17 protein-coding genes and 1 pseudogene are annotated in these 21178 nt (G+C 46.1%); 9 read left to right on the top strand and 9 right to left on the bottom strand.

The window, feature by feature from the left end:
* Positions 1-214: 214 nt before the first annotated feature.
* The 3 genes from EHQ17_RS06615 to EHQ17_RS06605 all read right to left on the bottom strand — a co-directional run bounded on the left by EHQ17_RS06615 (position 215) and on the right by EHQ17_RS06605 (position 2046).
* A complete protein-coding gene (locus tag EHQ17_RS06615; protein ID WP_135592629.1) occupies positions 215-1063 on the bottom strand; it encodes a hypothetical protein in 849 nt (282 codons plus the stop codon).
* Between the two features lie 86 nt (positions 1064-1149).
* Positions 1150-1500: an aspartate 1-decarboxylase gene (gene panD, locus EHQ17_RS06610; RefSeq protein ID WP_167881236.1), complete on the bottom strand. Its 351-nt coding sequence runs from the start codon at positions 1498-1500 to the stop codon at positions 1150-1152.
* A gap of 12 nt (positions 1501-1512) precedes the next feature.
* A complete protein-coding gene (locus EHQ17_RS06605; RefSeq protein ID WP_135592627.1) occupies positions 1513-2046 on the bottom strand; it encodes a type II toxin-antitoxin system antitoxin SocA domain-containing protein in 534 nt (177 codons plus the stop codon).
* Positions 2047-2064: 18 nt separating this feature from the next.
* Between EHQ17_RS06605 and lipB the strand changes: the two genes are divergently transcribed.
* From lipB to EHQ17_RS20385, 7 genes and pseudogenes are all read left to right on the top strand, one after another.
* Positions 2065-2715, top strand: coding sequence for a lipoyl(octanoyl) transferase LipB (lipB, locus tag EHQ17_RS06600; protein ID WP_135592655.1), 651 nt, complete (start codon positions 2065-2067; stop codon positions 2713-2715).
* 75 nt (positions 2716-2790) lie between these two features.
* On the top strand, positions 2791-3936 hold the full coding sequence (locus EHQ17_RS06595) for an LIC_12071 family protein (protein ID WP_135592625.1): 1146 nt from the start codon (positions 2791-2793) through the stop codon (positions 3934-3936).
* Between the two features lie 10 nt (positions 3937-3946).
* Positions 3947-4828: an STAS domain-containing protein gene (locus EHQ17_RS06590; RefSeq protein ID WP_135592623.1), complete on the top strand. Its 882-nt coding sequence runs from the start codon at positions 3947-3949 to the stop codon at positions 4826-4828.
* Positions 4829-6424: a murein biosynthesis integral membrane protein MurJ gene (gene murJ, locus EHQ17_RS06585; RefSeq protein ID WP_135592621.1), complete on the top strand. Its 1596-nt coding sequence runs from the start codon at positions 4829-4831 to the stop codon at positions 6422-6424.
* 9 nt (positions 6425-6433) lie between these two features.
* The gene (locus EHQ17_RS06580; RefSeq protein WP_135592619.1) at positions 6434-6655 is read left to right on the top strand and encodes a DUF167 domain-containing protein; all 222 of its coding nucleotides are present in this window, start codon (positions 6434-6436) and stop codon (positions 6653-6655) included.
* Between the two features lie 1605 nt (positions 6656-8260).
* A pseudogene (locus tag EHQ17_RS20390) lies at positions 8261-9487 on the top strand (LA_1737 family protein); the annotation flags it as partial.
* Positions 9488-9625: 138 nt separating this feature from the next.
* On the top strand, positions 9626-11662 hold the full coding sequence (locus EHQ17_RS20385; protein WP_425460683.1) for an LA_1737 family protein: 2037 nt from the start codon (positions 9626-9628) through the stop codon (positions 11660-11662).
* A 14-nt stretch (positions 11663-11676) separates the two neighbouring features.
* Here the strand turns inward: EHQ17_RS20385 and amt are convergent, their stop codons facing one another.
* Entirely contained in the window at positions 11677-13809 is a 2133-nt protein-coding gene (amt, locus tag EHQ17_RS06570) for an ammonium transporter (RefSeq protein ID WP_135592615.1), read from the bottom strand.
* A gap of 298 nt (positions 13810-14107) precedes the next feature.
* Here amt and EHQ17_RS06565 point away from each other — a divergent pair, with 298 nt between their 5' ends.
* The gene (locus EHQ17_RS06565) at positions 14108-14980 is read left to right on the top strand and encodes a helix-turn-helix domain-containing protein (protein ID WP_135592613.1); all 873 of its coding nucleotides are present in this window, start codon (positions 14108-14110) and stop codon (positions 14978-14980) included.
* A gap of 69 nt (positions 14981-15049) precedes the next feature.
* Positions 15050-15496, top strand: a complete 447-nt coding sequence (locus EHQ17_RS06560) for a DoxX family protein (RefSeq protein ID WP_135592611.1) — start codon at positions 15050-15052, stop codon at positions 15494-15496.
* Positions 15497-15685: 189 nt separating this feature from the next.
* Here EHQ17_RS06560 and EHQ17_RS06555 read toward each other — a convergent pair whose 3' ends face one another.
* From EHQ17_RS06555 to EHQ17_RS06535, 5 genes are all read right to left on the bottom strand, one after another.
* A complete protein-coding gene (locus EHQ17_RS06555) occupies positions 15686-16744 on the bottom strand; it encodes a patatin-like phospholipase family protein (protein WP_135592609.1) in 1059 nt (352 codons plus the stop codon).
* Positions 16741-17508: a lysophospholipid acyltransferase family protein gene (locus tag EHQ17_RS06550; protein ID WP_135592607.1), complete on the bottom strand. Its 768-nt coding sequence runs from the start codon at positions 17506-17508 to the stop codon at positions 16741-16743. The genes EHQ17_RS06555 and EHQ17_RS06550 overlap by 4 nt, the downstream gene beginning before the upstream one ends.
* Before the next feature lie 51 nt (positions 17509-17559).
* Positions 17560-19296 (bottom strand): FG-GAP repeat domain-containing protein, encoded by a 1737-nt coding sequence (locus tag EHQ17_RS06545; RefSeq protein WP_135592605.1) that lies wholly within the window; start codon positions 19294-19296, stop codon positions 17560-17562.
* A gap of 24 nt (positions 19297-19320) precedes the next feature.
* A complete protein-coding gene (locus tag EHQ17_RS06540; RefSeq protein ID WP_135592603.1) occupies positions 19321-19545 on the bottom strand; it encodes a hypothetical protein in 225 nt (74 codons plus the stop codon).
* Between the two features lie 87 nt (positions 19546-19632).
* A complete protein-coding gene (locus tag EHQ17_RS06535) occupies positions 19633-20898 on the bottom strand; it encodes an MFS transporter (protein WP_135592601.1) in 1266 nt (421 codons plus the stop codon).
* Positions 20899-21178: the final 280 nt, after the last annotated feature.

The raw sequence follows: 21178 nt of genomic DNA, 5'->3' as shown, positions 1-21178 counted from the left end.
AAGCAGCTTCTATTTTGCTAAATCTTGTTTGTTTCTTTGCCCTTGGGGAATAACGTTTTTTTACTCGGAATTGCGGGAGGTACCACGTGGTTTGTAGGTAGAACAAAAGCCCGCGTCGAGCGAATTTTTCAAAAGGGGAAATAGGAGAACCGTGTTGTCGCGCAGGCGGAAACATTCCCGCCTGAACGGATTATTGTCGGAATTACGAGAAATTCTAATTGAGGAGTTTTAGGCCGGTCACATCGATGAATCTTCTGTAGACCAGTTTGTTTTTTTCTTTCAGAGGATTAAAAATCAAAATCACGACCTTGTTGTAAGTAAGATATCCCGGTCTGTATTCCGTATAATGGTGAGACATCAACGTCGCCTTGTATTTAGCGTTGTAGATCGTATATGTGTGTTTGTTGAGAGTTTCGTGGGCCTGTCTTTTCTTTTCGTCTTCGGTTTGATCCACGAAGTTGCTCAAAAGCACTTGGTCCTTTTTTGGTCCTTGTTCTCCAAAAATCGTAAACTCCAGCGCATTTTCCGAATGATTGGTCAAATACGTAATCATTTCAGTCAAGGCGGGATTTCCCATCTTTACGCTCTCACCCCGAGCGATCTTATCGTCGTATTCTTTTTTGACCTTATTGAATTTTTCCTCTCCCCAAACGGATTTTGGATCGAGTTTGTTCGGCATAAGATTTTGAAAGTTCACGATAAAGGTAGAATTTTCGACGTCATAGCCTCTCCATTTCGGGAAAGGAACCAGTTCTCGTTTATCGGGATTGATCGCAGACGATTCGTTCACCGCTAAGACGTACACCGAAAATTTTGCAGGTTCGAAATCCCGGTTCTCCATCTCCACCATTACGTCCAAAAATTCGCCCTTCCCGTTGTCCGAATGTCTACGAAAGAAAGAGATATTTTTTACCGTTAAACGTTCGTCGTAATAGGCGAGAGGGTAATAATCCGTTCCTCCGTCCTTTTTGTTTGGATCCGGTTTTTCGGCGTTTTGACTAAACCCGGCCTGGCCGAGGAAAAGAAGGATTAGGCAAACAGAAATTCTCAAAAAAGATTTCATAATGATTTGTTCCGATGGAATTCTTACTAATTACTATCGGCCAAGAAAAGCCGGAAATTAGGAGGGAAAGTCGTTTTTTGTAAAAATTACCGCTTCCGATTTTTTTCGTCCACATGAACGATTTTCGGACTGTAATCTGTAGGAAGCTCGGATTCTTCGACCTGCGCATACGTTATGATGATGACTTTGTCGCCTTTCATTCCCAAACGAGCCGCCGCTCCGTTGAGGCAAATTTCTCCGGAACCCCGTTTCCCTTCGATGATATAGGTTTCGAAACGGGCGCCGTTGTTGACGTTGACGACGGAAACCTTCTCGTACACGCGCATTCCCGCTGCATCCACGAGATCCATATCCACGGTCAGGCTTCCCTCGTAATTCAGGTCCGCATCCGTTACCGTCGCCCGGTGTATTTTCCCTTTCATTACGGTTATCTGCATCTTAGGATCCCGTTATTCACTGAATAGTACCTTAAAAATTTTACCGGAGATATTTAAAAGCGTTTTCCGTTTAAAAAAGTGAATTTTGGTGTTCAGAGTATCCATACTAAACGGAATTTCCGCGAAAAGAGGAGAAATAATGTAATTTTCGTAGAGATTGGGATAAACTCGATTTTCATCATAAACCGCGTTCTTAAAATTCTCCAGAACCTTCCTTAGAATCCGTTTTTCCTGACGATTCAAGTCCACCGCTTCTTCTCCCGGCTCCCCCGTCCAAACGATTTGAAATCCGGAAATTCCCTTTTCGGTCAATCGGGGGCGTATATCGATTAGACCGTTTTTTCGGAGATGCAGCAACGCAGATTGAAATTCCAAAGCACAAGGAGAATCTTCCAAATGAATGTAGGTTTGGTTGGTGATCAACTTCGCGTTTTTTTGGAAATATACGCCATCCGCATAATAGATCAATTTGGAAAGGGATAGGCGATCCCTTCCATTCGGAGACTTTTGCAGGATAAAAGAGATGACTTCTAAAAGTTTTTCCATATAAAGAATCTAATGAGAATGATCGAACTCGAGGGAGAATTTCCGTACCTTCGTTATGTGGAATTGCAGGAAAAATTTCGAAAGTTCCGGAAAGAATCCATTTTGTTTTTGGAACACGCTCCTACAATCACCGCGGGAAGCAATTATAATCTTGAGAATCTGCTTTTCGGAGAGGAATTTCTCAAATCCAAAGGCATCGACGTTCATTTTATCCAAAGAGGAGGGGATTTTACGGCGCACGAACCCGGACAGCTCGTCATCTACGCGCATGTGGATCTCAAAAAGAGAAGTCTTTCCATTCGCTCCTATTTGGAGAATTTTTTGGGAGCTCTGACCTCCGCCGCACTACAAACCTGGAACCTTGCGTTGGAACTCAATCCCGAGGCCTTCGGTCTGTATTTGGCCTCGGATCCTACGAAAAAAATCTGTTCCATCGGGGTCAATTTCAAATCCTTTTTTACGAGTTACGGAATCGCGTTTAACGTAAACAACGATTTCCAAACCTTTCGTCGGATTCATCCCTGCGGGAGAAATTGGACGGATATGACCAACATTCGAAACCTGGGCCTCGACTCCGGTGTTTCCAAACGCGCGGAATTTATTTCCAACGTGCGTAAAAATTTGGGCGCGTTTCTCGATTCCGCCGCAAACGGAATCGTTTCCGTTTAAAAGAGGGCATTCGTCCCTATTTTTATCCTCAAGAGAAGACCTCGTTTCTACCGATTGAAAGAAAGAGGTCGTAGAGTGAAGATTTTCAAAAACATATTCTATTTTTTCCTATTGCTGATCGTCTGCGAAGCGGTAGCTCTCGGAGCCGTGGCCTGGTCGTTTTTGGAATCTTCTTTGGCTTCCTACGAACTTCTGAAAATCGCTTCGGACAACCGGGCGAGGGATACTCTCTCCACACTCGCTAAAGCCGCGGAAAATTCGGGAGCGGATCGTTCCTTCGAAGATATGAATTTCGTATTTTCCAGGATGACGAAACTTTCCGCAAAGGACGCGGACGGTTATACGATTCGCGAACTTTTTATGACCACGGAGGACGGGACGGTTCTCGCACATTCCAACCCGGAATACTTGCAGGAAGATCTGAAAAAAAGAAAACCGACCGCTTTGTATCAGGACGTTCTGTACACGCGCGCGTTTCGTCTTCGAAAATGGCAGATCGGAATTCCGGTTCTGCTCGGACAAAAAAAGGAATCGGTTTCAAAAAACGGAATATTCTCCAAATTGGAATCCTACTTCCCCGAAATCAACGAACCGGAAATCCTACTTTCCGCCGCGGTCTATCATCCCGTCAAACTGGAGCGAGTCGCCTCCATTCATATGATCTACGATCGGGGAAACTTCCGCAAATTCGTCGCGAGACAAACGGAATTGTTGGAATGGCTTTCGAGAAATTATTCCCTGATCGCTCTCGGAGCGGCCTTATTTTTGGAATTTATTTATTTATTACTTACTCTCGGAAATTCCAAAAAGGAATCCTTTCCCGACCTTTCATCGCGTCCTTTGGTCGAAAAAGTTTCGGTTACAAGCGCGACTAACGTGCCTGTCGTTTCCAAACAGTCCAGTCCCTTGGATTCGGTGCCGTTTCCCGGAACTTTAGGAAACTCCTCTCCTTCCGTTTCCGGTGAATCCGAAAACGTTCCCGTTTTGACCGCGGCTTCTATTTCCGAACCTCCGATCGCCGTTTCACAACCGCTTGAAAACGTGTCCGCGAACTCCGTTTCAGCGGGAACCTCCGTCTTCGTTTCTGAGAATCGCGAGAATTCGGGTGTGGTCGAAGTTCCGGTTTCGCAAATCCATTCGGCTCCTTATGCCGTTCCAACTCTTACGACCGGTGCGGCTTCTCCGCAGGCGGAAGTGCTCGACGCCATCTATTTAGGGTAACGGAAAAAACGTGGAAATTCGATCCAGACTTACAGGCAATATCCTCAAACTCAAACTCAAAGGAAGATTGGATTCCGGAAGTGCGGAGGATTTCTATTCGTATCTGAAATCCAAGTGGGAAGAGGGAGTCCGTAAATTTTTATTTTCCTGCGAGGAGCTTGAATATCTGGAAGCGGAGGGAATTTCCGTTCTCGCCAAGTTCGAAAATTTTCTGAAAAACAGAGGAGCTTCCTCCGCCTATTGCGCGTTTAACGAAGAATGTAAAACGCTTCTCAGCTTTTTGGGTTTCGGAAAACGGATCGCCTTTTTCGAGGATCACCATCGTGCGGAAGAATATCTCAGTCTGATCAAGATCCTGGATCAAAGAAATTCGGAAATAAAAACTTCCCCGATTTCCAAAATCAAACGGAACCAACCGGTCCAGTTTTACTCTTCTGGTCCCAAGGATCGTTCCGGCTCGGGCGGATCACATTCGATTTATATTCCTGAAATACAAACCTTGCCCGATACGGAGGAAATCGCTTCGAAACCTCCGGAAACGAAATTTTCCACGGGTGCGACGTCGTCGGAAAACTCGGCAAAGGAATCTTTGCTCGGCTCGGAAATCGTTTCCGTTGCGGAAGTTTCTTCCCTTTCTCCGGAGGGAATTTTGGCGAAATCCGAACGTATGAGCGGAGAAGGTTATTCCGCCAAATCCGTCCTGGAGAAGGCGATTCACGAGATACACGAAGAAAAAAATTTCCCGAAACGAGTCATTCATTGCGAAGCCTGCGGAACCAGGGTTCGCGTCTCGAAACCGGGGCGTTATCTTTGTCCCGCGTGTCGGATTGAGTTTGACCTGAACGCCATGGGCGGAGTTCGATACCTGGAAAAACTTCTAGGAAGTCCTTAGTTGTCCGACGCAGCATCGCGAAGTATCGCATTATCGTTTTATACCTTCCTATCCAGAATTCTGGGTCTTTTACGGGACCATTTTATGGCGATTTCTTTCGGAACCGGAATGGTCGCCTCCGCGTTTTCGGTAGCATACAGACTTCCTAATATGTTTCGAAATCTTTTGGCCGAAGGAACCCTTTCCCAGTCTTTTATGCCCTTGTATTCCGAATCGGGGAAAATAAGCGACGAGGAAGCGAAGGTGATGAGCGGTGCCGTACTTTCGTTTCTGTTTTTCGTACTTTCGTTGTTAGTCGCCGGGACTTTTTTTTTCGCGCCTTTTTTTCTGCCGATTCTCGTCGGCGGTTCCGAAGAATATTCGAATCTGGTGGTAGAACTTACGTATATTCTGTTTTTCTTAATCGTTACCGCCAGTTTGTCCGCCATATTCATGGCAATTTCCAATTCCAAAAACCGATTTTTCGTTCCGTCTCTGTCTCCTATCCTACTCAACTGCAGTTATCTATTCACTTTCTTTTTCCTCTTCCCGTTTATCGACGAGGTGCACGATCGTGTGATCGTACTTTGTTCCGCCATCGTAATCGGTGGATTTCTGCAATTGGCGGTCCAGGTCTGGTATGTACGGAAAAAGGGGGATCTGCCAAAGATCAATCTGAATTGGAAACATCCTGCGATCAAAAAGATATTTCGTTTGATGTTGCCCGCCGCCTTGGGAGGAGGGTTTTATCAACTCAGTCTTTTGGTGGATATCTTTTTGGCCAACTGGGTTCAGAACCATAATCCCGGTTTGGGGGCCGTCGTGAGTTTGGACTATTCACAAAGGTTGGTTCAGCTTCCTACGGGAATCATCGGAGTCGCTCTTGCTACGACGATTCTTCCCGCGTTATTACAATCCCTAAAGCGGGAAGAGTTGGGTTCTGTGGGTAAGGAACTTTCCGGAGCATTGGAGTTCGCCGTGTTTTTGACCGTACCCGCGGCTTTGGGAATGACGTTTCTTGCCGGTCCTATTTTGGACGCAATCTATTACGGAGGGAAATGGGATCATATCGCGACCCATACGGCCACTCTTCCTTTGATCTTTTATTCGACAGCCATTCCTTTTTTTAGCGTTAATAAAATTCTAATCTCCTCCTATTACGCGTTTCAGGATACGAAAACACCCTTGAAGATCCAGTCGGTTTCTTTCGCGATCAATATCCTACTCAATCTTGTCCTTGTTCTGTTTTTAAAACACTCCGCGATCGCCCTTTCATCCGCGATTTCCGCTTCGATCACCTTTCTTTTGTTAGGCGTTTTTCTAAAAAAACACAAAGTGGAGTTTCCTTGGCTCGGTTTATTCAAGAAAATTTCGAAAATGGCCGTACCATTTCTCCTTTTGGGAAGTTATCTTTTCTCTTACAAAATATTTATATATTCAATTTTTCTAAACTACTTGGAATCTAGCGGAATCGGTTATGCCATGTCCTCGAGAATCGATTTAAGCGCCGCGATACTACCCGCGATTTTGGTTTTTTTCGCGTCGAGTTTCGTGTTTAAGGTGGACGGCGTCCGTTTATTGATCGGGAAAATCGGAAAAAAACGCGGAAACGTCTGAAGTCGGGGAATGAAACTTACCGTAAAGGTTAAACCGAAATCGAAAAAAACCTTTCTCAAAAAACAAGAGGACGGTAGTGTTACGATTGCGGTACACGAACCCGCACTGGAAGGAAAGGCGAACGAGGCGGTGATCGCTGCACTATCCGAGGAATACGGAATCGCAAAGTCCAAGATAAGGATTTTATCCGGAGAAAAATCGAAAACCAAACTCGTGGAATTAGATCTGTAAATGAATCCGATAAAATCCCAAAAACGATTTTTTGAAGTTTGTATTCTCTTCTTGTTTTTGATTCCCGGTCTGCTATTTTCCCAATCGGAAGAGGATCCTTTTGACGAGTTGATCCGCGAGAAAAAGGAGATTTTCGGAAGCGAAAAAGAGGAAAAGTTTCCGATTCGCGCGATCGTTTACGACCTGGAGGATTGGCCGGGTCATTCCTCTTGGCACGCGTTTTGGTTGATACGCAAGACGGATTATCCCAAATTCAATCAATTTAGAATATTCCCTTTTTTTAATTCGATTTCGGCGAAGTCCGGTAAGGCGTCGATGAATTATCTTTTCCCTTTTTACTCGTATCGCTTCATCGAAAGGGACGGGAAAGAGGACGTTTCGTTTTTATCCCCGCTTTATTACTCGCGTTCGATCCGGAGTTCCTCGGATTCGGGAGGTTTGAAGGAGGACACGAAATTTTTTTGGTTGGCCTATAATTCTTCGGCTTCCGGTGCAGGTTATGAAAATAACTTCCTGATGATACCCGGCTTTTTTCCTCTGTTTATTCGGAAAACCGAAAATGAAAACGGAAAAAAATCCTCTTCTACGATGATTCTCCCCGCGTTGTTTTTTCATAAGGGTTCCGTCGAAGAATCCGCAACCACGTTTACGTTGTTTCAATGGGGTAACGATTCGGAAAAAAGTTATTTCCGAGTGTTTCCGTTGTTTTACTATTCCGAATCAAAACATAACGGAGGATACACGTTCGCGTTTTTTCCGCTGTTTTACAGATCCAAAGGCCAGTCCGATTCGGTGAGAACCTCCTCGTTGTATTCTCCGCTGTGGTGGGAAACGGAGGAATCGGGAGCGGGCTACTATTCGAATTGGGGATTTTCTCCGATTCTATTCTATTATTGGAATAAGTCGATCTCCGTCACGGGCGAATCCTCGCGACGATTTTTTTTACCCTTACTTTTTTATACTGCTGACGAAGGAGAAGAAAAGAGTTCTCGAAATCTTTTCTTCTTTCGGTGGGGTAAGGAATACACTCGGAGTTTTTTCAACGTCTTTCCTTTGTATTTTTCGAATTACGAGGAGACGGAGAATCGTTTTCGAGTCTGGGGACCTTTGTATTATTATTCCGTCGATCGCCGGAAAAGGACCTTTTACGCGATCAATAGTTTCGCCGAATTCGATCGTAGCTCCGGACTGGAACGATTGATTTTCGCTCCGTTTTTGTTTTACAAGAAGGATTCGCACTTCACGTTTCTTCCGTTTTATCACCGATCGTATCTGGACGACGGGGATTCGCTTCTTCTCGCACTTCCTCTGATTTATCGTAGGTCCGGTTCTGAATATTCTAAAAATTTAATATTAAATACTTATTGGGAAAGGGAAAACGGAAAAACCGCGGCTTTGACCGTTTTTCCGTTTTGGTTCGAAAGGGAAGGCAGGTATTTTCATTTTGCGCCGTTCTATTTTTCATGGAGAGGGGCCGGAAATTCCGCACACAGGGCCGGACCTTTTTATTATCAATACCGATCCGAAGAGATCTATCGGGATTATTATTTCAACACGTTCGTTCAGAGGGAGAACGGAAAGGGTTGGACCAAGTTCTTTAGTGTTCCGTTCGTATTTTACGAAAAGGATTCCTACCTACATTTTCCAATATTCGGGTTTTTCCATTTTCAAGACGGGAACGCCTTCGAAACGATCGCACCCCTTTATTATCGTTATCGATCCGACACTAAGAAGGAATTCTTTCTATTAGGATATCACGATTATAAGGACGAAAGTAGTGCATTCACGCGATTTCATCCGTTTTACTATTCTTCCGAAGAATCGGACGGATCCGCCTTTTTAGGGTTAGGCGGACTTTTTTATCGATGGAAGGATTCGTCAGGTGATACGAACGCACGCATGTTTCTTCCGATTCATTATTACCGGAAAAACGAATTCAATCTTTGGATTCCTTTTTACTTTCGATTCGGACAGGATCGGGATCGTTACGTTTCTTTTAGTCCGATCCATTTCAGACAGAGAAGCGCTACTACGGATCGTGATTGGTTGTTGTTCTATTATTCTTCAGAAAATCGGGAGGAGAAAACGAGTTCGCGATACGTCGTTCCGTTTTATTTCGAATGGAAGGGTAAAGAGTCCTCCGGGGACATACTGTTTCCGTTTTATCTGAAGTATTACGAACGGAACAAGAATTTGGAACTGTATTTCGGAGGACTTTCGGTTTCCCAAGCGGGCGGTTCTTTTGATACATCCGTTAAATCCGGAGAATCGAATAAACAGTTCTACGTGGATCTGGATTATTCGTTCGCCTACAACGTATTCAGCGTTTCTCTTCGTAAGGAAATTTCCAATCCGCTGAATTTCTTTCAGCAAGAAGTTCGCGAAGAAGTTCCGTCTTCCGTTACGGACAAGAGCGCGATAAAAAATTCCGTTTCGACTAACGCGCGTTCGTCGTCCATCGCGGAAGAGAGAGGAATTTCGGATTCACGGGAAAACGGTTTTGCTTCCTATAAAAAATTGGCGAGGGAAACTTCGCGTAATTATTTCGGTTGGGAATTTCTGTTCGGAATCGCGAGTTATCAATCCGGAGACGAAAAAAAACACTTCCGAATTCTTCCGTTAGGCTGGTTTACCTGGGGAAAAAATGACGACGATCGTATTTTCGCCTTCCCTTTACCCTTGCCCACCTTTTGGGGAACCGCAGGGAAAGAGGAATATCGTGTGGTATTTCCCATTTATGCGGAACAACGAAAGGGTCCGGATTTTATCCGTTCCGTCGGTCTTTTTCTTTTCGTTCAGGAAAAGGAAAAAGATCGGGAAGAGTATTCGGTTCTTTGGCCTTTGACTAAGTATTCCCGATCCAAAGACGAAGTCGCTTATCATTTTTTTCCTTTATTCACACATCGAGAATCGGCGGAATCGACTACGACTAAAAGTCTACTGTATTACCGTTCCAAAGAAAGGACCGGCATGAGAGAGACTTCCTCCTTTCACGGAATTTTATTTCCGTTGTATCATTCTCGCGCGGACAACTACGATAAAAACGGAGTATCAGCTAACTCCGGTTATTCGCTTTTTTTTCCGTTCTATTATACGAATTTCGAGGATCGATGGTCCGGGGGAACGGCCTCGTTCCGACGGAAAAACATTTATACTCCGTTGTTCCTGTATAGAAATACCGAAGACGCTTCCCTGCGAGTAAAGAAGGTTGTTTGGATCAGTCCTTTGTTTTATTCTTCCACACAAGAAACTATGGAAGGGAATTCGATCGTTTCCGAATCGGATCTTTTTCTTCCGATTCCGCTTTTATACAAGTATGACCGAGTCGTCGAAACGCCGAACTCGACTTCTCCGGAGTCGAAGAACGTCCGTGAAATTTCGGGTTGGAATTGGATTTTCCTGGCCAATTACGAGCGGAGCCGATCGTCGCTTTCTCTGGAAAATCGGATGAACGTTAAATTGCTGTTAGGCGGGATTTTCGGTTTCGACCACGAAACGTCGTCACAACGGGAATCGTATTCCTGGAACGCGTCCTTATTCTATTTTCGCAAACGTATTTTCGAAGCGGGAGTATTGAAGTATTCTTCGGATGTTATCCCGATTCTGTATTCTAACGAAGAAACCGAAAACTCTTCGGAGACGACGATATTATTATTGGCAGGAACGAAATCCGATCGGAGCTCCGGAATGAAACGCGTTATGTTTCTTCCTTTTTGGTACGAAAAAGAGGAAACCTCTAAACGAGGTTATACGGATTCGAAGATTTTCACTCCGTTGTTCTTTCAATCGAAATCGCAACAGGAAAGTGCGGACGGGAACTATTCCGTCGATCGGTTTTATCCGATTCTTCCTTTGCCTTTGTTGTATACCTTCGAAAGCAGAATCAGGGAGGATAAGCTCAAAAAGGACGTATACGGTTTCGACTGGCTCGTTTTTGCGAATTACAAAAAGACCGGATATCCGGGCGAAGGCAACGAGTCCGTTTCCTTAAAAGCCGCGTTCGCTTTATTCGGATACGAAAAAGAAGTTACTTCGAAAGAATACGAGTCGAGTTGGTATCTATTTCCGTTCGTGTTTTATAAGAACTCCAATCGAAACGGAGTAGATTCTTATCGGACCGTGATTCCAGTCCTCGCTTATAGAAGTTACCGCGAATTCGAAGGTAAAGTTCAATCGAGAACCAATCTTTTGGGAATTTTTCTGGATTATCAAAGAAACGACTACGACGGTTCGTTCAGCTTTTTTCTTTTTCCGAGTTTGTATTTTTCCAAGGAGGATGCGACCGGAGATAAAACCTCTGCTTTTCTGCCTCTTTTTTATTATTCAAGAAACATGAATAATCCAGAATATTCCTTTTTTTTAATGGGGTTATACAGGGGAAGGTCTTCCGAGTATGTACGTTCCAATTTCCTTTATCTTTTCGATATCAAAAACTCGATCCGGGAACAAAAGACTGAGTTGTCCTTGTTTCTGGGAGTTTTTCATTCCGAATTCGAAAAGGATCGAACCCGTTGGGCGGTGTTAGGCGGAGTTTTGGCGGGTTACGAAAGTTCTCCTGTTATGACCGACTGGAACTTTCTCTGGATCCGTTATCTCAATTCTCCTCAGGAGAGGATTCAGAATTTTCTGCCGATCTACCGTTATAGTGAAACGGCGGATTCTTCCTCATTGTTGGCTCCGCCGATCCTTACCTATCATTCCGCAGATAAGGACGGTTCGTTGACTTTGGCGGGTTTGGGTCTTTTGTATTATAAAAATCGATCCCGGATCGACAGGGAAGAAAACACGAAAATACTCGGCGGTCTGGCCTTTTTTTCGGAGTCCAAAGCGGAACGCGGTTATCGTTCTATGGGAAGTCTCGGATTACCGTTGTTAGGCGGTTTGTTGTGGCAATACGAATTCGAAGACGAGACCGGTTTCGAAAAGTTCTCCCTACTAAAATTCGTGTATAGCAGGACGACGCATAACGGAAAAACCTACAATCGTATCTTCGGAATCAAACTATGAGAGGTGTTCGTGTATCAAGTTTGTTTCCAGTGGATTCCTATCACCGAAATGTCGTCCTGTTTGGGAACCCCAGATAAAAAACGTTCCTGTTCTTTTAAGATCGTATCGATTCCTTCGCGTATCGATCTCGAATAAAACGTTCGAACGATCGTTTCCACCCTGTTTTCCCCGAACTCCTCCTTTTCTGAATTCCACTGTTCCACGAGACCGTCCGTAAAAAGAATCAGCTTACAACCGGGTGCGATCTTTATATCGTTAGAGCTGTACGAGGTTTTGGAAATCGCTCCCACGATCCTTCCCGTTTTTTCCAACGTATACATTTCGTTTTCTGTGACGAGATACTGGGGAATATGCCCTGCGGACGCATAACGCACGTTACCCGAATTAGTGTCGATGTCTACCACTATACACGTGAAGAACTGATTCAAATTCTTGAACGTATGTAGAAACTCGTTGTTTAAGTGATATAATATCTCCGTCACGGTGTAGATTCCCCGTTTTAAAGATTCGTAAATCGCCTTGATCGCCATCGTTATCAACGCGGCTTGGATTCCGTGACCGGTAGCATCGGCCAAAAATACGCGAGTCAGCCCGGGTTTCAGTTCCATGATATCGAAAAAGTCGCCTCCGATTTCGCTTAACGGGAGATAACTCACTATGACTTCCAATTCACCGATATTCCTATCTTTTTGAGAGAGTATTCCCGATTGGATTTTTTTCGCGGTGGATAGGTCGTTTTGAATTAGATTTAGATTTTCCTCGAGTCGTTTGGTAAGAATTTCCTTTTCTCTCAGGTTCATCCTGATTTTTCCTAACACGAGATTGTAACGTTCCGCGATTTGTCCCACTTCCGTAAACGGCTCGATGGAAAGGTCCTTACTCAGATCGCCGGTACGTTTTTGGTATTCCATCTCTAAAAACAAATCGATCAATTCCGTAGTGGCTCTGTGTTCGGTGTAATTCAATCCTTGGTATTCGTTTTGTTGCGAAACTCGGAAGGCGAAAAATCGGTTGATCAGACTGAATACGGAAAAACTCACGCCGAAGGCCAATATTCCGCAGACAATGATTCCGATCGTTTGCACCTGAATCTGTTCCGTCCTATCCAGACCGGTACCGATAATATTAAGATCTCCGAATATTCCAACGGCGACGGTTCCCCAGATCCCCGCGGCTAAGTGTACCGGAACGGCGCCTACTGCGTCGTCCATTCGGATTTTGTCAAGGAAGGATCGTGTTTCGAACATAAGGATTCCTGCAACTAATCCTATGATTACCGAGTCGAAGGAAGTTACCGCGTTACAGGATGCTGTTATCGCGACTAATCCCGCCAAAGCGCCGTTTAACGGTAAGGTCGCTTCGGCGTATCGGAGGCGGATCCATCCGTATACGAGGGCGGACGCCATTCCTCCGGCTGCGGCGAACATCGTATTGACGATGATCTTAGGAACGAAAGAAGTGAACGCCAAAGTACTTCCTCCGTTGAATCCGATCCATCCAAGCCAGAGAATCAGAGTTCCGAGCATGGCAAGGGGAAGGTTGTGTCCCGTTATGTAACGAACGCTTCCGTCTTCCTCGTATCTTCCGGATCTATTTCCGATTATTTTCATCGCTGCTAAACCGACCCATCCGCCTACGCTGTGAACGACGGTAGAACCCGCGAAATCGACGAAACCTAATTTACCGAGCCAGCCCGTCGTAACTTCCCATTGTTGAAGGTCTTTTCCCCAAACCCAATGTCCAAAAACCGGATAGATCACGGAGGAAATGACCGCGGTCACGGCGATATAAGCTCCGAATTTCATACGCTCCGCGACCGCGCCGGATACGATCGTGGCGGCGGTTCCGCAGAACATCAATTGGAAGAGAAAAAAAACCGCGATTTCGGGATGATCCGTGGAGAAGGCCGGAAAAAAATTATCGACACCGATCAAACCGTTTGCGCTCGCTCCGAACATAGTTCCGAAACCGACGGCGTAAAAGATCAAAGTGGCGATTCCGAAATCGGTGATGTTCTTGATCGCTACGTTGATCGAATTTTTCGTTCTCGTTAAACCAGACTCTAAACAAAGAAAACCGGCCTGCATAAAAAATACGAGTCCGGAAGAAAGTATGATCCAGAGTATGTCGAAGTTGGTCTTGGGCATCTTGGTCTTTTGTCCTTTCGACGAATAATGTTTGCAAGAATCATTTCAAAGGTTCCGCTTTTATTATCGAAACGTAATGATATGCGTTCTAGAAAACACGTTATGCTATGCTTATAAACCGGGCATTCTGGGTTTTAATAAATCAGAATGATCGTTTTTATGTTTCGAGGACGTCGGCTTCTAACGCGTAGGATTCGGGTCGTTTTTGGATTTGCGGAGTCGGTTTATAAATAAAAAAACGTAGAAACCGCTTCGTTAATAATTGCATTTCCGTTCGGATGATAGGAGTTGGAACGATATGTCGAAGGTCGAACACAAACCTCCGGTTTTGGATTTGGAAGACGTTTTACCGGATTCCGCAGAACCTAAATTTTATGTGGGAAGATTGGAGGATCTGCCTCCCGATTTTCGAGAGTATGACAGCTCGCATAGGCATACGTATTTCGCGCTTTTTTTCTTTTTGAAAGGAAAAGGGACTCATACGATCGACTTTCAGGAATTCTCGATCGAATCCGATTCACTTTTCTTTTTGAAACCGGGACAGGTTCATTCGTGGAAATTTCTTTCACCGGTCCGCGGTTTCGCATTAAAAATTTCGCAGGATTTTTTTTCCGAAGAAGGCGGAAATCCTACGATGTTGCGGGAACTCCCGTATTTCAGATTCGGTTCGGCGAAGTCCAAGTTGATCCTTTCCGATCCGAAACGTCTGCGTTCCGATTTTTCGAGGCTTTTGGAGGAAAACGAGCGGAATTCGGAACGAAGGATGCTTTCCTTACTCAGTCAGGTGGTTCTTTTTCAAGCGAAAAAGGAATACGACTCGGTTCCGGAGGACGTATTGCCGCCTGATCCGATCGCGGCTCGGTTTCAGAAATTGCTGGAGGAAAATTTCCTAAAACAAAGGAACACTTCCTTTTATTCGCGCAGACTCGGGATCGCTCCGAACACTCTCAACCGCATCTGTCACGAAACCTTGGGCAAATCGGCGAAGTCCGTCGTTCACGAACGTTTGACTCTGGAGATCAAACGTCTTCTTATACATTCGAATTTGAATATTACACAAATATCATGTGAATTGGGTTTCTCGGACAACGCCTATTTTAGTCGATACTTCCGGGCTCGTTGCGGAGTTTCTCCCGAATCTTTCCGGAACACAGGACGAAAAACACCGTAAAATATCGAAACCGTCCATTTACATTCCAGGTTTCTTCCCCTATAGTTCGATCATCATTAGGAGAATTCAATGATCGAAAAAATCTTTCAAACCGATACGAATCTTATTCTTACTTTCGTGAGGGTCGGACTCGGAATCGTAATACTTCCGCACGGCGCCCAAAAATTATTGGGCTGGTTCGGCGGTTCAGGTTTCGGGGCGACGATCTCTTTTTTTAATTCAATCGGAGTTCCTTCCTTCGTCGCGTTTCTCGTGATTCTGGCGGAATTTTTCGGTGCGCTCGGGCTCATCTTCGGTTTTTGCACCAAGTTGTCCGCGTTCGGAATCGCGCTTACCATGATCGGAGCTGCCGTTTTCGTCAGGCAGAACGGATTTTTCATGAATTGGTTCGGAAACCAGGCGGGAGAGGGTTTTGAATATCATATACTCGCGATCGTTATGGCGCTCGTCTTGTTGATAGCGGGAGGAGGGGCCTATTCCGTGGACGCTTATATCATGGAAAAACTCAAACAGTAATTCGTTTATACGTTCCTTCGCGTCGGAAATTTATCTTCCGGCGTTTTTTTTGACGTTGTTTGTATGAGAAAAACATGAAATTCTTAACTAATTCGATTGTCGCCGATTCGAAAACGAAAATCCGCTCCGGCGTCGGTTTCCAAATGTGCGGGAAAACGAAGTCCGATCGCATGCGATTTCCACTTCGTTTCATTTTTTCGTTTTTGCGGTCTTAGGCTTGGTCTGTTGGGTCGATTTTTTATTTTTGGAGACGGTTTTTTTCCGTTTCGGTGCGGGTCTTACGAGTTTCGTTGTTTTTGCGCCCGTTCCGGTTTTGGATTTTCGTTTCGAATCCCCTTCTTTGGATTCGCGAAGCGGTGCAAACGTTTTTAGTAACATCCGGGAAATCTCTTCTCCTTTGCGAATTCCCAATTCTACTGCTTCCCTGAGTTTGTTTCCGTTCGTCGTTACGAGAGTTACCGGCAACGGTTCTTCCGGCGAGATCGTATGAATTTTGACTCCGACGGGAGGTTTTTGTGCGACCGCCCTCGCGATGTTGAAGTGATGGTGGTGCCAGCGGCTCATGAGTTTCGCCATTTTCCAATCCTTAGGAAACGATAAAAGGCTCGTGAACATTCCGAAAGGGGGCGATACACGTTCCACGGGAGAATTTAAGACTATCGTAATATCCTTATATCCCGCTTCGATCAAATCCTCGAGTGGCAGGGGGTTGAGCACCGCCGCGTCTGCGTAAGTTGTTCCGTTCACCTTGTGTTTTCCTCGGGTCGCGATGGGGAGCGCGGTGGCTGCTTTCAAAAGATCGAATATGTTCGAGGAAGTGGCGCGCACGTATTCGATCGTTCTGGTTTGCAGATTACTTACGGCGACGCGGAATTCGGGTAGTCCGGACTTTTCGAAATTCTCCGCGGGAAGCGGATATTTTTTTCCGAATAGGTCGTCCACAAGATATTCCTGATCCAAAAACGTCTTTCCGCGGAAAGGATGAAACGGAGAAATCAACTTTCTTCCCGCCAATTCGAAATACCAGATGGCGAGGGTTTTGAGATTTTTTTCCGGTTCCGGTTCGGGCATGGTCACGTAATAGGCAGCGGAACACGCTCCAGAGGATACGGCCACCACGAGGTCGAAGTGTTTCGGAGAAACCAACGTATGCAAAGAATGTAATGCTCCTCCGGCGAAGGCTCCTTTCATTCCTCCTCCTTCCACGAGTAACGCGCGTTTGTTGCCTCTCGCTTCGGGGATTTTCATTGTGCTGTTTCCGTAATTTTGGCGGAATCCGATTCTTCCGAGAATTCCTTTTCCGATTTTTTAAACTGAAACGGGTATTTCATATTCGTCAACGTCGCGATCTCGTGCATCCTTTCGTGTAAAAATTCCTCCGGATCCGCGTCCGGGTGAAGATGTTTCACTTCTCCGATCCGGATCGTAAGCGAGGTTCTCCGTAAAAATCCTTTCGGTCTGTAATCCAATCCGAGACAAAGGACCGGAAGAGGGTTTTCCGGTTTGCCTACGATGAATCGAAACGCGCCCGGTCTTCCTTTGCCCATTTTGTAAGGCACCGTCGTTTGTTCCGGAAAGATCACGAGCATATTACCGTTGTATAATGTCTTTTTTGCGAACAAAAGATCTCGTTTGCTTTTACGAGGTTCGTTTCGGTTGAGAGGAATTCCGCCGCATTTCAGAAAAAAATCGAAAAACATCGGAGCTGCCATGGAATCCTTCATGATCGCCCAGATATCCCAACGCACCTTATACAGGGCTTTGGCCAATCCGACCGGGATATCGTCGTTTCTTTGGTGTTTTACGAGTACGAGAACGGTTCCTTCTTTGGGAACGTTTTCCAAACCGTGTACCTCGGTTTTGTAACGGAGGCTTCCGTAAATTCCTCCGAACCAACGGAGAACTTTTCTGACTCTGTGGGAACTCCCCGGGTGGACGCCCGGTTCCGCGTCGGGAGCCCTGTATTTGCGGGGACGATCGTTTCTTTCGTCGGAAGTTGTTTGTTTTTGCATACGGTTATTTGGAGATCGGATGGGCCCGGAGGTTGCAAAAAACGACTTCGTTTATCGGTTGAAATTGGCTCCGAATTCGGTATTGGCCGCTCCGTTGACGAAAAAGTCGGCTCCCGTGGCGGCAGGAGCAACGATTCCCGCGAGGCCTGTGCTTCTAAAAAAATAGAATCTTCCGTCTGCCGTATTGTATCCGGGCGCCCCCGCGAGCAGATCCGCAAATCCGTCTCCGTTGAAATCGGAAATTGTAGGACTTCCGAAAACGTCCCCGGCCGCTTCTCCGAGAATGATATTCGATGCGGTCGTCGAAATCGTTCCTCCGGAATACGGGTAAAGTTCCAGTCTTCCTTGGTTGCCCGCAAAGGTGGCGCATTGTACGGCAAGATCCAAAAATCCGTCTCCGTTCATATCTCCCAAGGCAATCCCACCTCCAAAACTGGCCGCCCCAGGTAAGGTTTGGTTTGCGTGCGTGGAAAGTGTCCCGGTCAATCCTACCGCGCTTCCGAAAAAAATATACGCGGCTCCGAGGGCGGGAGCTCCTACGACCAAATCCGCAAACCCGTCCCGGTTGATATCCCCACTTCCCATGGAGATTCCGAACTGGTTTCCTCCGCCCGCTCCGGTGAGGGTCATCGCCGCACCGGCTACGCTGGTCGCCGTAATTCCCGCAACTCCCGTACTCTGAAAAATCCAGATTCTACCGGCATTGCCTGCAAAGATATTGTCGTTTACCACAAGATCCGCAAACCCGTCCCCGTTAAAATCTCCGAGTTCTACGGCGGAGCCGAAGTTACTTCCCGGTCCGTTGATGCTCGTGTCGGGAGTCGTGGAAACTCCGGTCGTAGAGCCGTGGTAGATTCGCGCGATTCCGGTTCCGGAATATCCCACTCCGGCGACGTCCATGATTCCGTCCCCGTTGACGTCTCCTACCGCAACTCCGTATCCGAGAAGCGTATTCGCTCCCGCATTTAAGACGAGATCCGCGTCGAGATAACTGGTTCCCACGATCCCAATTTGACCTCGGCTATAAAAGATATACAGATTTCCGTTTCCGCCTCCGTATTCCAAAGAGGCGCCGGCGATCAGATCCGCGTATCCGTCTCCGTTTACGTCCGCCAATCGAAGCGCATATCCGAACGAGTTATTGGCCGCGCCGCTGAGCGTGACGTTCGCATCGGAGAAGTTTGTCGGATTAACGGAATTTCTGTCTAAACCGTAATAGAGATAAACACTCCCGCTTCTATCGATGCCGAATAACGTAGCTAACACGGCCGCATCCGGAAATCCGTCTCCGTTCGCGTCTTTGTTGTTTCCTTTACGCACGGAAAAATCGAGGATCGGAGAAACGTTTCCTCCGAAGTCCAACGCCCTTATCCGAACCGTATGAAGACTTCCTTCTCTCCAGGAAAGCGGAACCGCGAAACGCCACTGCGTCAAACCGAGCGTGGGAAAAAACGGACCCGAGTCCAGACTGACTTCCACCTGTGAAAGAGAATCGTCGTCCGAAGCCGTGCCTACGATAAATCCTGATTCTAAGTAGGAAGTGCGGGTCGCCGTAAGATTGATAACCGAAACGGAAGGAGGGGAATCGTCCACACAAGCACCGGTGAACGTACAAGAAAGAAGTTTCAACTCCCACCAGGCTTTGGAAAAAGGGATTTCCCCGTTGTAAATCGGTTTTACACAACCGAAAGTGGACAACAAAAGCATCAAAACGAAACGAACGGAAAAGGTTTGTTTTTTGCGGCGTTTGACGGTAGATAAGGACGTTTCGAAACGGACTGAATCCATACTATAAAGGACGAAAACGATTTCTTATTTTCGAAAGAATTCCTTGTCCTGGTATGAGATAAGAAACCGGATCTTATAAATCAAGAACAATTCGGACCCGGAAAATCGGGAAACCGACTTTCCGTCGTAGGTGCGGTTTTTTTGTCGTTTTAAAAAAGGACGATGTTTTTGAAAATCCGCGATAAAAATCGAAATCCCATGGTAAGACGTTCTGAGCGGCTCCTCTCGAAACGGAGTGCGCGTTTCCATTTTTCGTTTCCGCCGCTTTTACTCGGTCAGAATTCGCGTTTAAAAAACCGCCCCCCAAATAAAAACATATTTTTATTATTGAATATTCTAACTTTCTAATGAAACTTCCGGCTCCAGGGGAGGATTCTGTTTGTTCGTAGGATTGGATTTGGAATATACGAGTCGATCCACGCGATACATCAGAAAAACGGTTACCGTTATCGAAACCGCGACGACGTATCCCAGAGTCTCGTATCCTTTCAGATATCCGCTCGGAGTTTGGACCACGATCCAGCCCGCGGAATAAGCGGCGATTCCTCCCGAAAACTGTTGTAGGGAAGAGCTGATCGCCATATACGCACCCCGGTCCGGAATATCGGGAACCGCGGACGTCAACGCGTTAGCCGAAATTACCCTTCCCGTGATCGGTATAAAAAGCGATGAGTTGATCAGTATGACCAGCCAAAGAGGAGTGGCCCCCATTCTCGTATACAGTAGAATGATCGCGATCGCGGCGATCGACGCGCCCGCGAAAACGACGTACTTGCCGAAGGAATCGGCCGCGCGTCCCAGAATCGGACCCGCTCCGATGCTTACGATTCCAGTGATCATATAAATCATAGGAAGATCTGTGAGAGGAATTTTGAGATTGTGAACGGTGAACGCGCTTCCGAAAGGCATCAGCATAAATCCTCCCGTCGCGAGGAACATGGTGGCGATAAAACCGGGAAAATAACTTCTTCTTCCTGCGGTCTGTAAAAGATGTAGGAGCGCGTTTTTCTGGTTTTTCGCTTTGAGATGCGCGTCGATCGGTTGTAAGGATAAGAGAATTAGAATTCCCACCGCGCCGCTTACGAACGTGATCAGCCAAAACGTGGATTGCCAGCCCCAGTGGTTGGAGATAAACACTCCCAACGGAAGACCGAACACCTGACTTGCGGCGAACGCCGTCATGACGAAACCCATCACCCTTCCTCTGGTTTCGAGCGGGAAAAGATCCGCTATGATCGCGAAACTCACCGATGCGATGACGCCTCCGAAAAGACCGGTTACGATCCTCGCGAAAAGAAGGAAATCGTACGAAGTGGCCATGCCGCATAACGCGGTTCCAAGGACGAAACCTGCGTAAAAAAACAGAAGGAACTTCTTTCGATCGAATTTATCCGCGAATCCCGCGGAAAGAATCCCCGCGAAACCGGCGCTGAACGCGTATGCGGAAACTACCAATCCGAACTGATCCGTCGAGATTTTCAGAGATTCCATCACCTGGACTCCGAGAGGAGATAGAATCATAAAGTCGAGAACGACGGTGAATTGAACGAACGCCAATAAGGCGATCACGAATGTCTGATATTTAGTAAATGAGGATTTCATAATGTTTCCTTGGAAAATCGGGGCAAAACCGGAACACAGGATTCCGTTAGACGAACATTGGATTAGGAGCGCGCGGCCTCCGGATTCGAGCAATCATTTTTCAGAAACGGGAATGATCGCCTTTTCGGTTTACGGTAGGAGAGGTTCTTCCTTGGAAGTAGGTTCGATTCTTTTTTCGAGGTCATAGTATGTCCGTGCCGATGTATTCGGCCGTTTTTAATTCTATAAGTTAAAGTCCGCTTTAAGTAAACCCACCTTTCTAATTTTTTACCGAATTTTC

Source organism: Leptospira gomenensis (genome assembly GCF_004770155.1).
Lineage (GTDB): Bacteria > Spirochaetota > Leptospiria > Leptospirales > Leptospiraceae > Leptospira > Leptospira gomenensis.
This window is presented reverse-complemented; position numbering and strand designations above follow the sequence as displayed.

Excerpts from the sequence above, each read along its gene's own strand:
- EHQ17_RS06615 (WP_135592629.1), bottom strand. The coding sequence starts at position 1,063 with ATGAAATCTTTTTTGAGAATTTCTGTTTGCCTAATCCTTCTTTTCCTC.
- panD (WP_167881236.1), bottom strand. The coding sequence starts at position 1,500 with ATGCAGATAACCGTAATGAAAGGGAAAATACACCGGGCGACGGTAACG.
- EHQ17_RS06605 (WP_135592627.1), bottom strand. The coding sequence starts at position 2,046 with ATGGAAAAACTTTTAGAAGTCATCTCTTTTATCCTGCAAAAGTCTCCG.
- lipB (WP_135592655.1), top strand. The coding sequence starts at position 2,065 with ATGATCGAACTCGAGGGAGAATTTCCGTACCTTCGTTATGTGGAATTG.
- EHQ17_RS06580 (WP_135592619.1), top strand. The coding sequence starts at position 6,434 with ATGAAACTTACCGTAAAGGTTAAACCGAAATCGAAAAAAACCTTTCTC.
- EHQ17_RS20385 (WP_425460683.1), top strand. The coding sequence starts at position 9,626 with ATGAGAGAGACTTCCTCCTTTCACGGAATTTTATTTCCGTTGTATCAT.
- amt (WP_135592615.1), bottom strand. The coding sequence starts at position 13,809 with ATGCCCAAGACCAACTTCGACATACTCTGGATCATACTTTCTTCCGGA.
- EHQ17_RS06565 (WP_135592613.1), top strand. The coding sequence starts at position 14,108 with ATGTCGAAGGTCGAACACAAACCTCCGGTTTTGGATTTGGAAGACGTT.
- EHQ17_RS06560 (WP_135592611.1), top strand. The coding sequence starts at position 15,050 with ATGATCGAAAAAATCTTTCAAACCGATACGAATCTTATTCTTACTTTC.
- EHQ17_RS06555 (WP_135592609.1), bottom strand. The coding sequence starts at position 16,744 with ATGAAAATCCCCGAAGCGAGAGGCAACAAACGCGCGTTACTCGTGGAA.
- EHQ17_RS06550 (WP_135592607.1), bottom strand. The coding sequence starts at position 17,508 with ATGCAAAAACAAACAACTTCCGACGAAAGAAACGATCGTCCCCGCAAA.
- EHQ17_RS06545 (WP_135592605.1), bottom strand. The coding sequence starts at position 19,296 with ATGGATTCAGTCCGTTTCGAAACGTCCTTATCTACCGTCAAACGCCGC.
- EHQ17_RS06540 (WP_135592603.1), bottom strand. The coding sequence starts at position 19,545 with ATGGAAACGCGCACTCCGTTTCGAGAGGAGCCGCTCAGAACGTCTTAC.
- EHQ17_RS06535 (WP_135592601.1), bottom strand. The coding sequence starts at position 20,898 with ATGAAATCCTCATTTACTAAATATCAGACATTCGTGATCGCCTTATTG.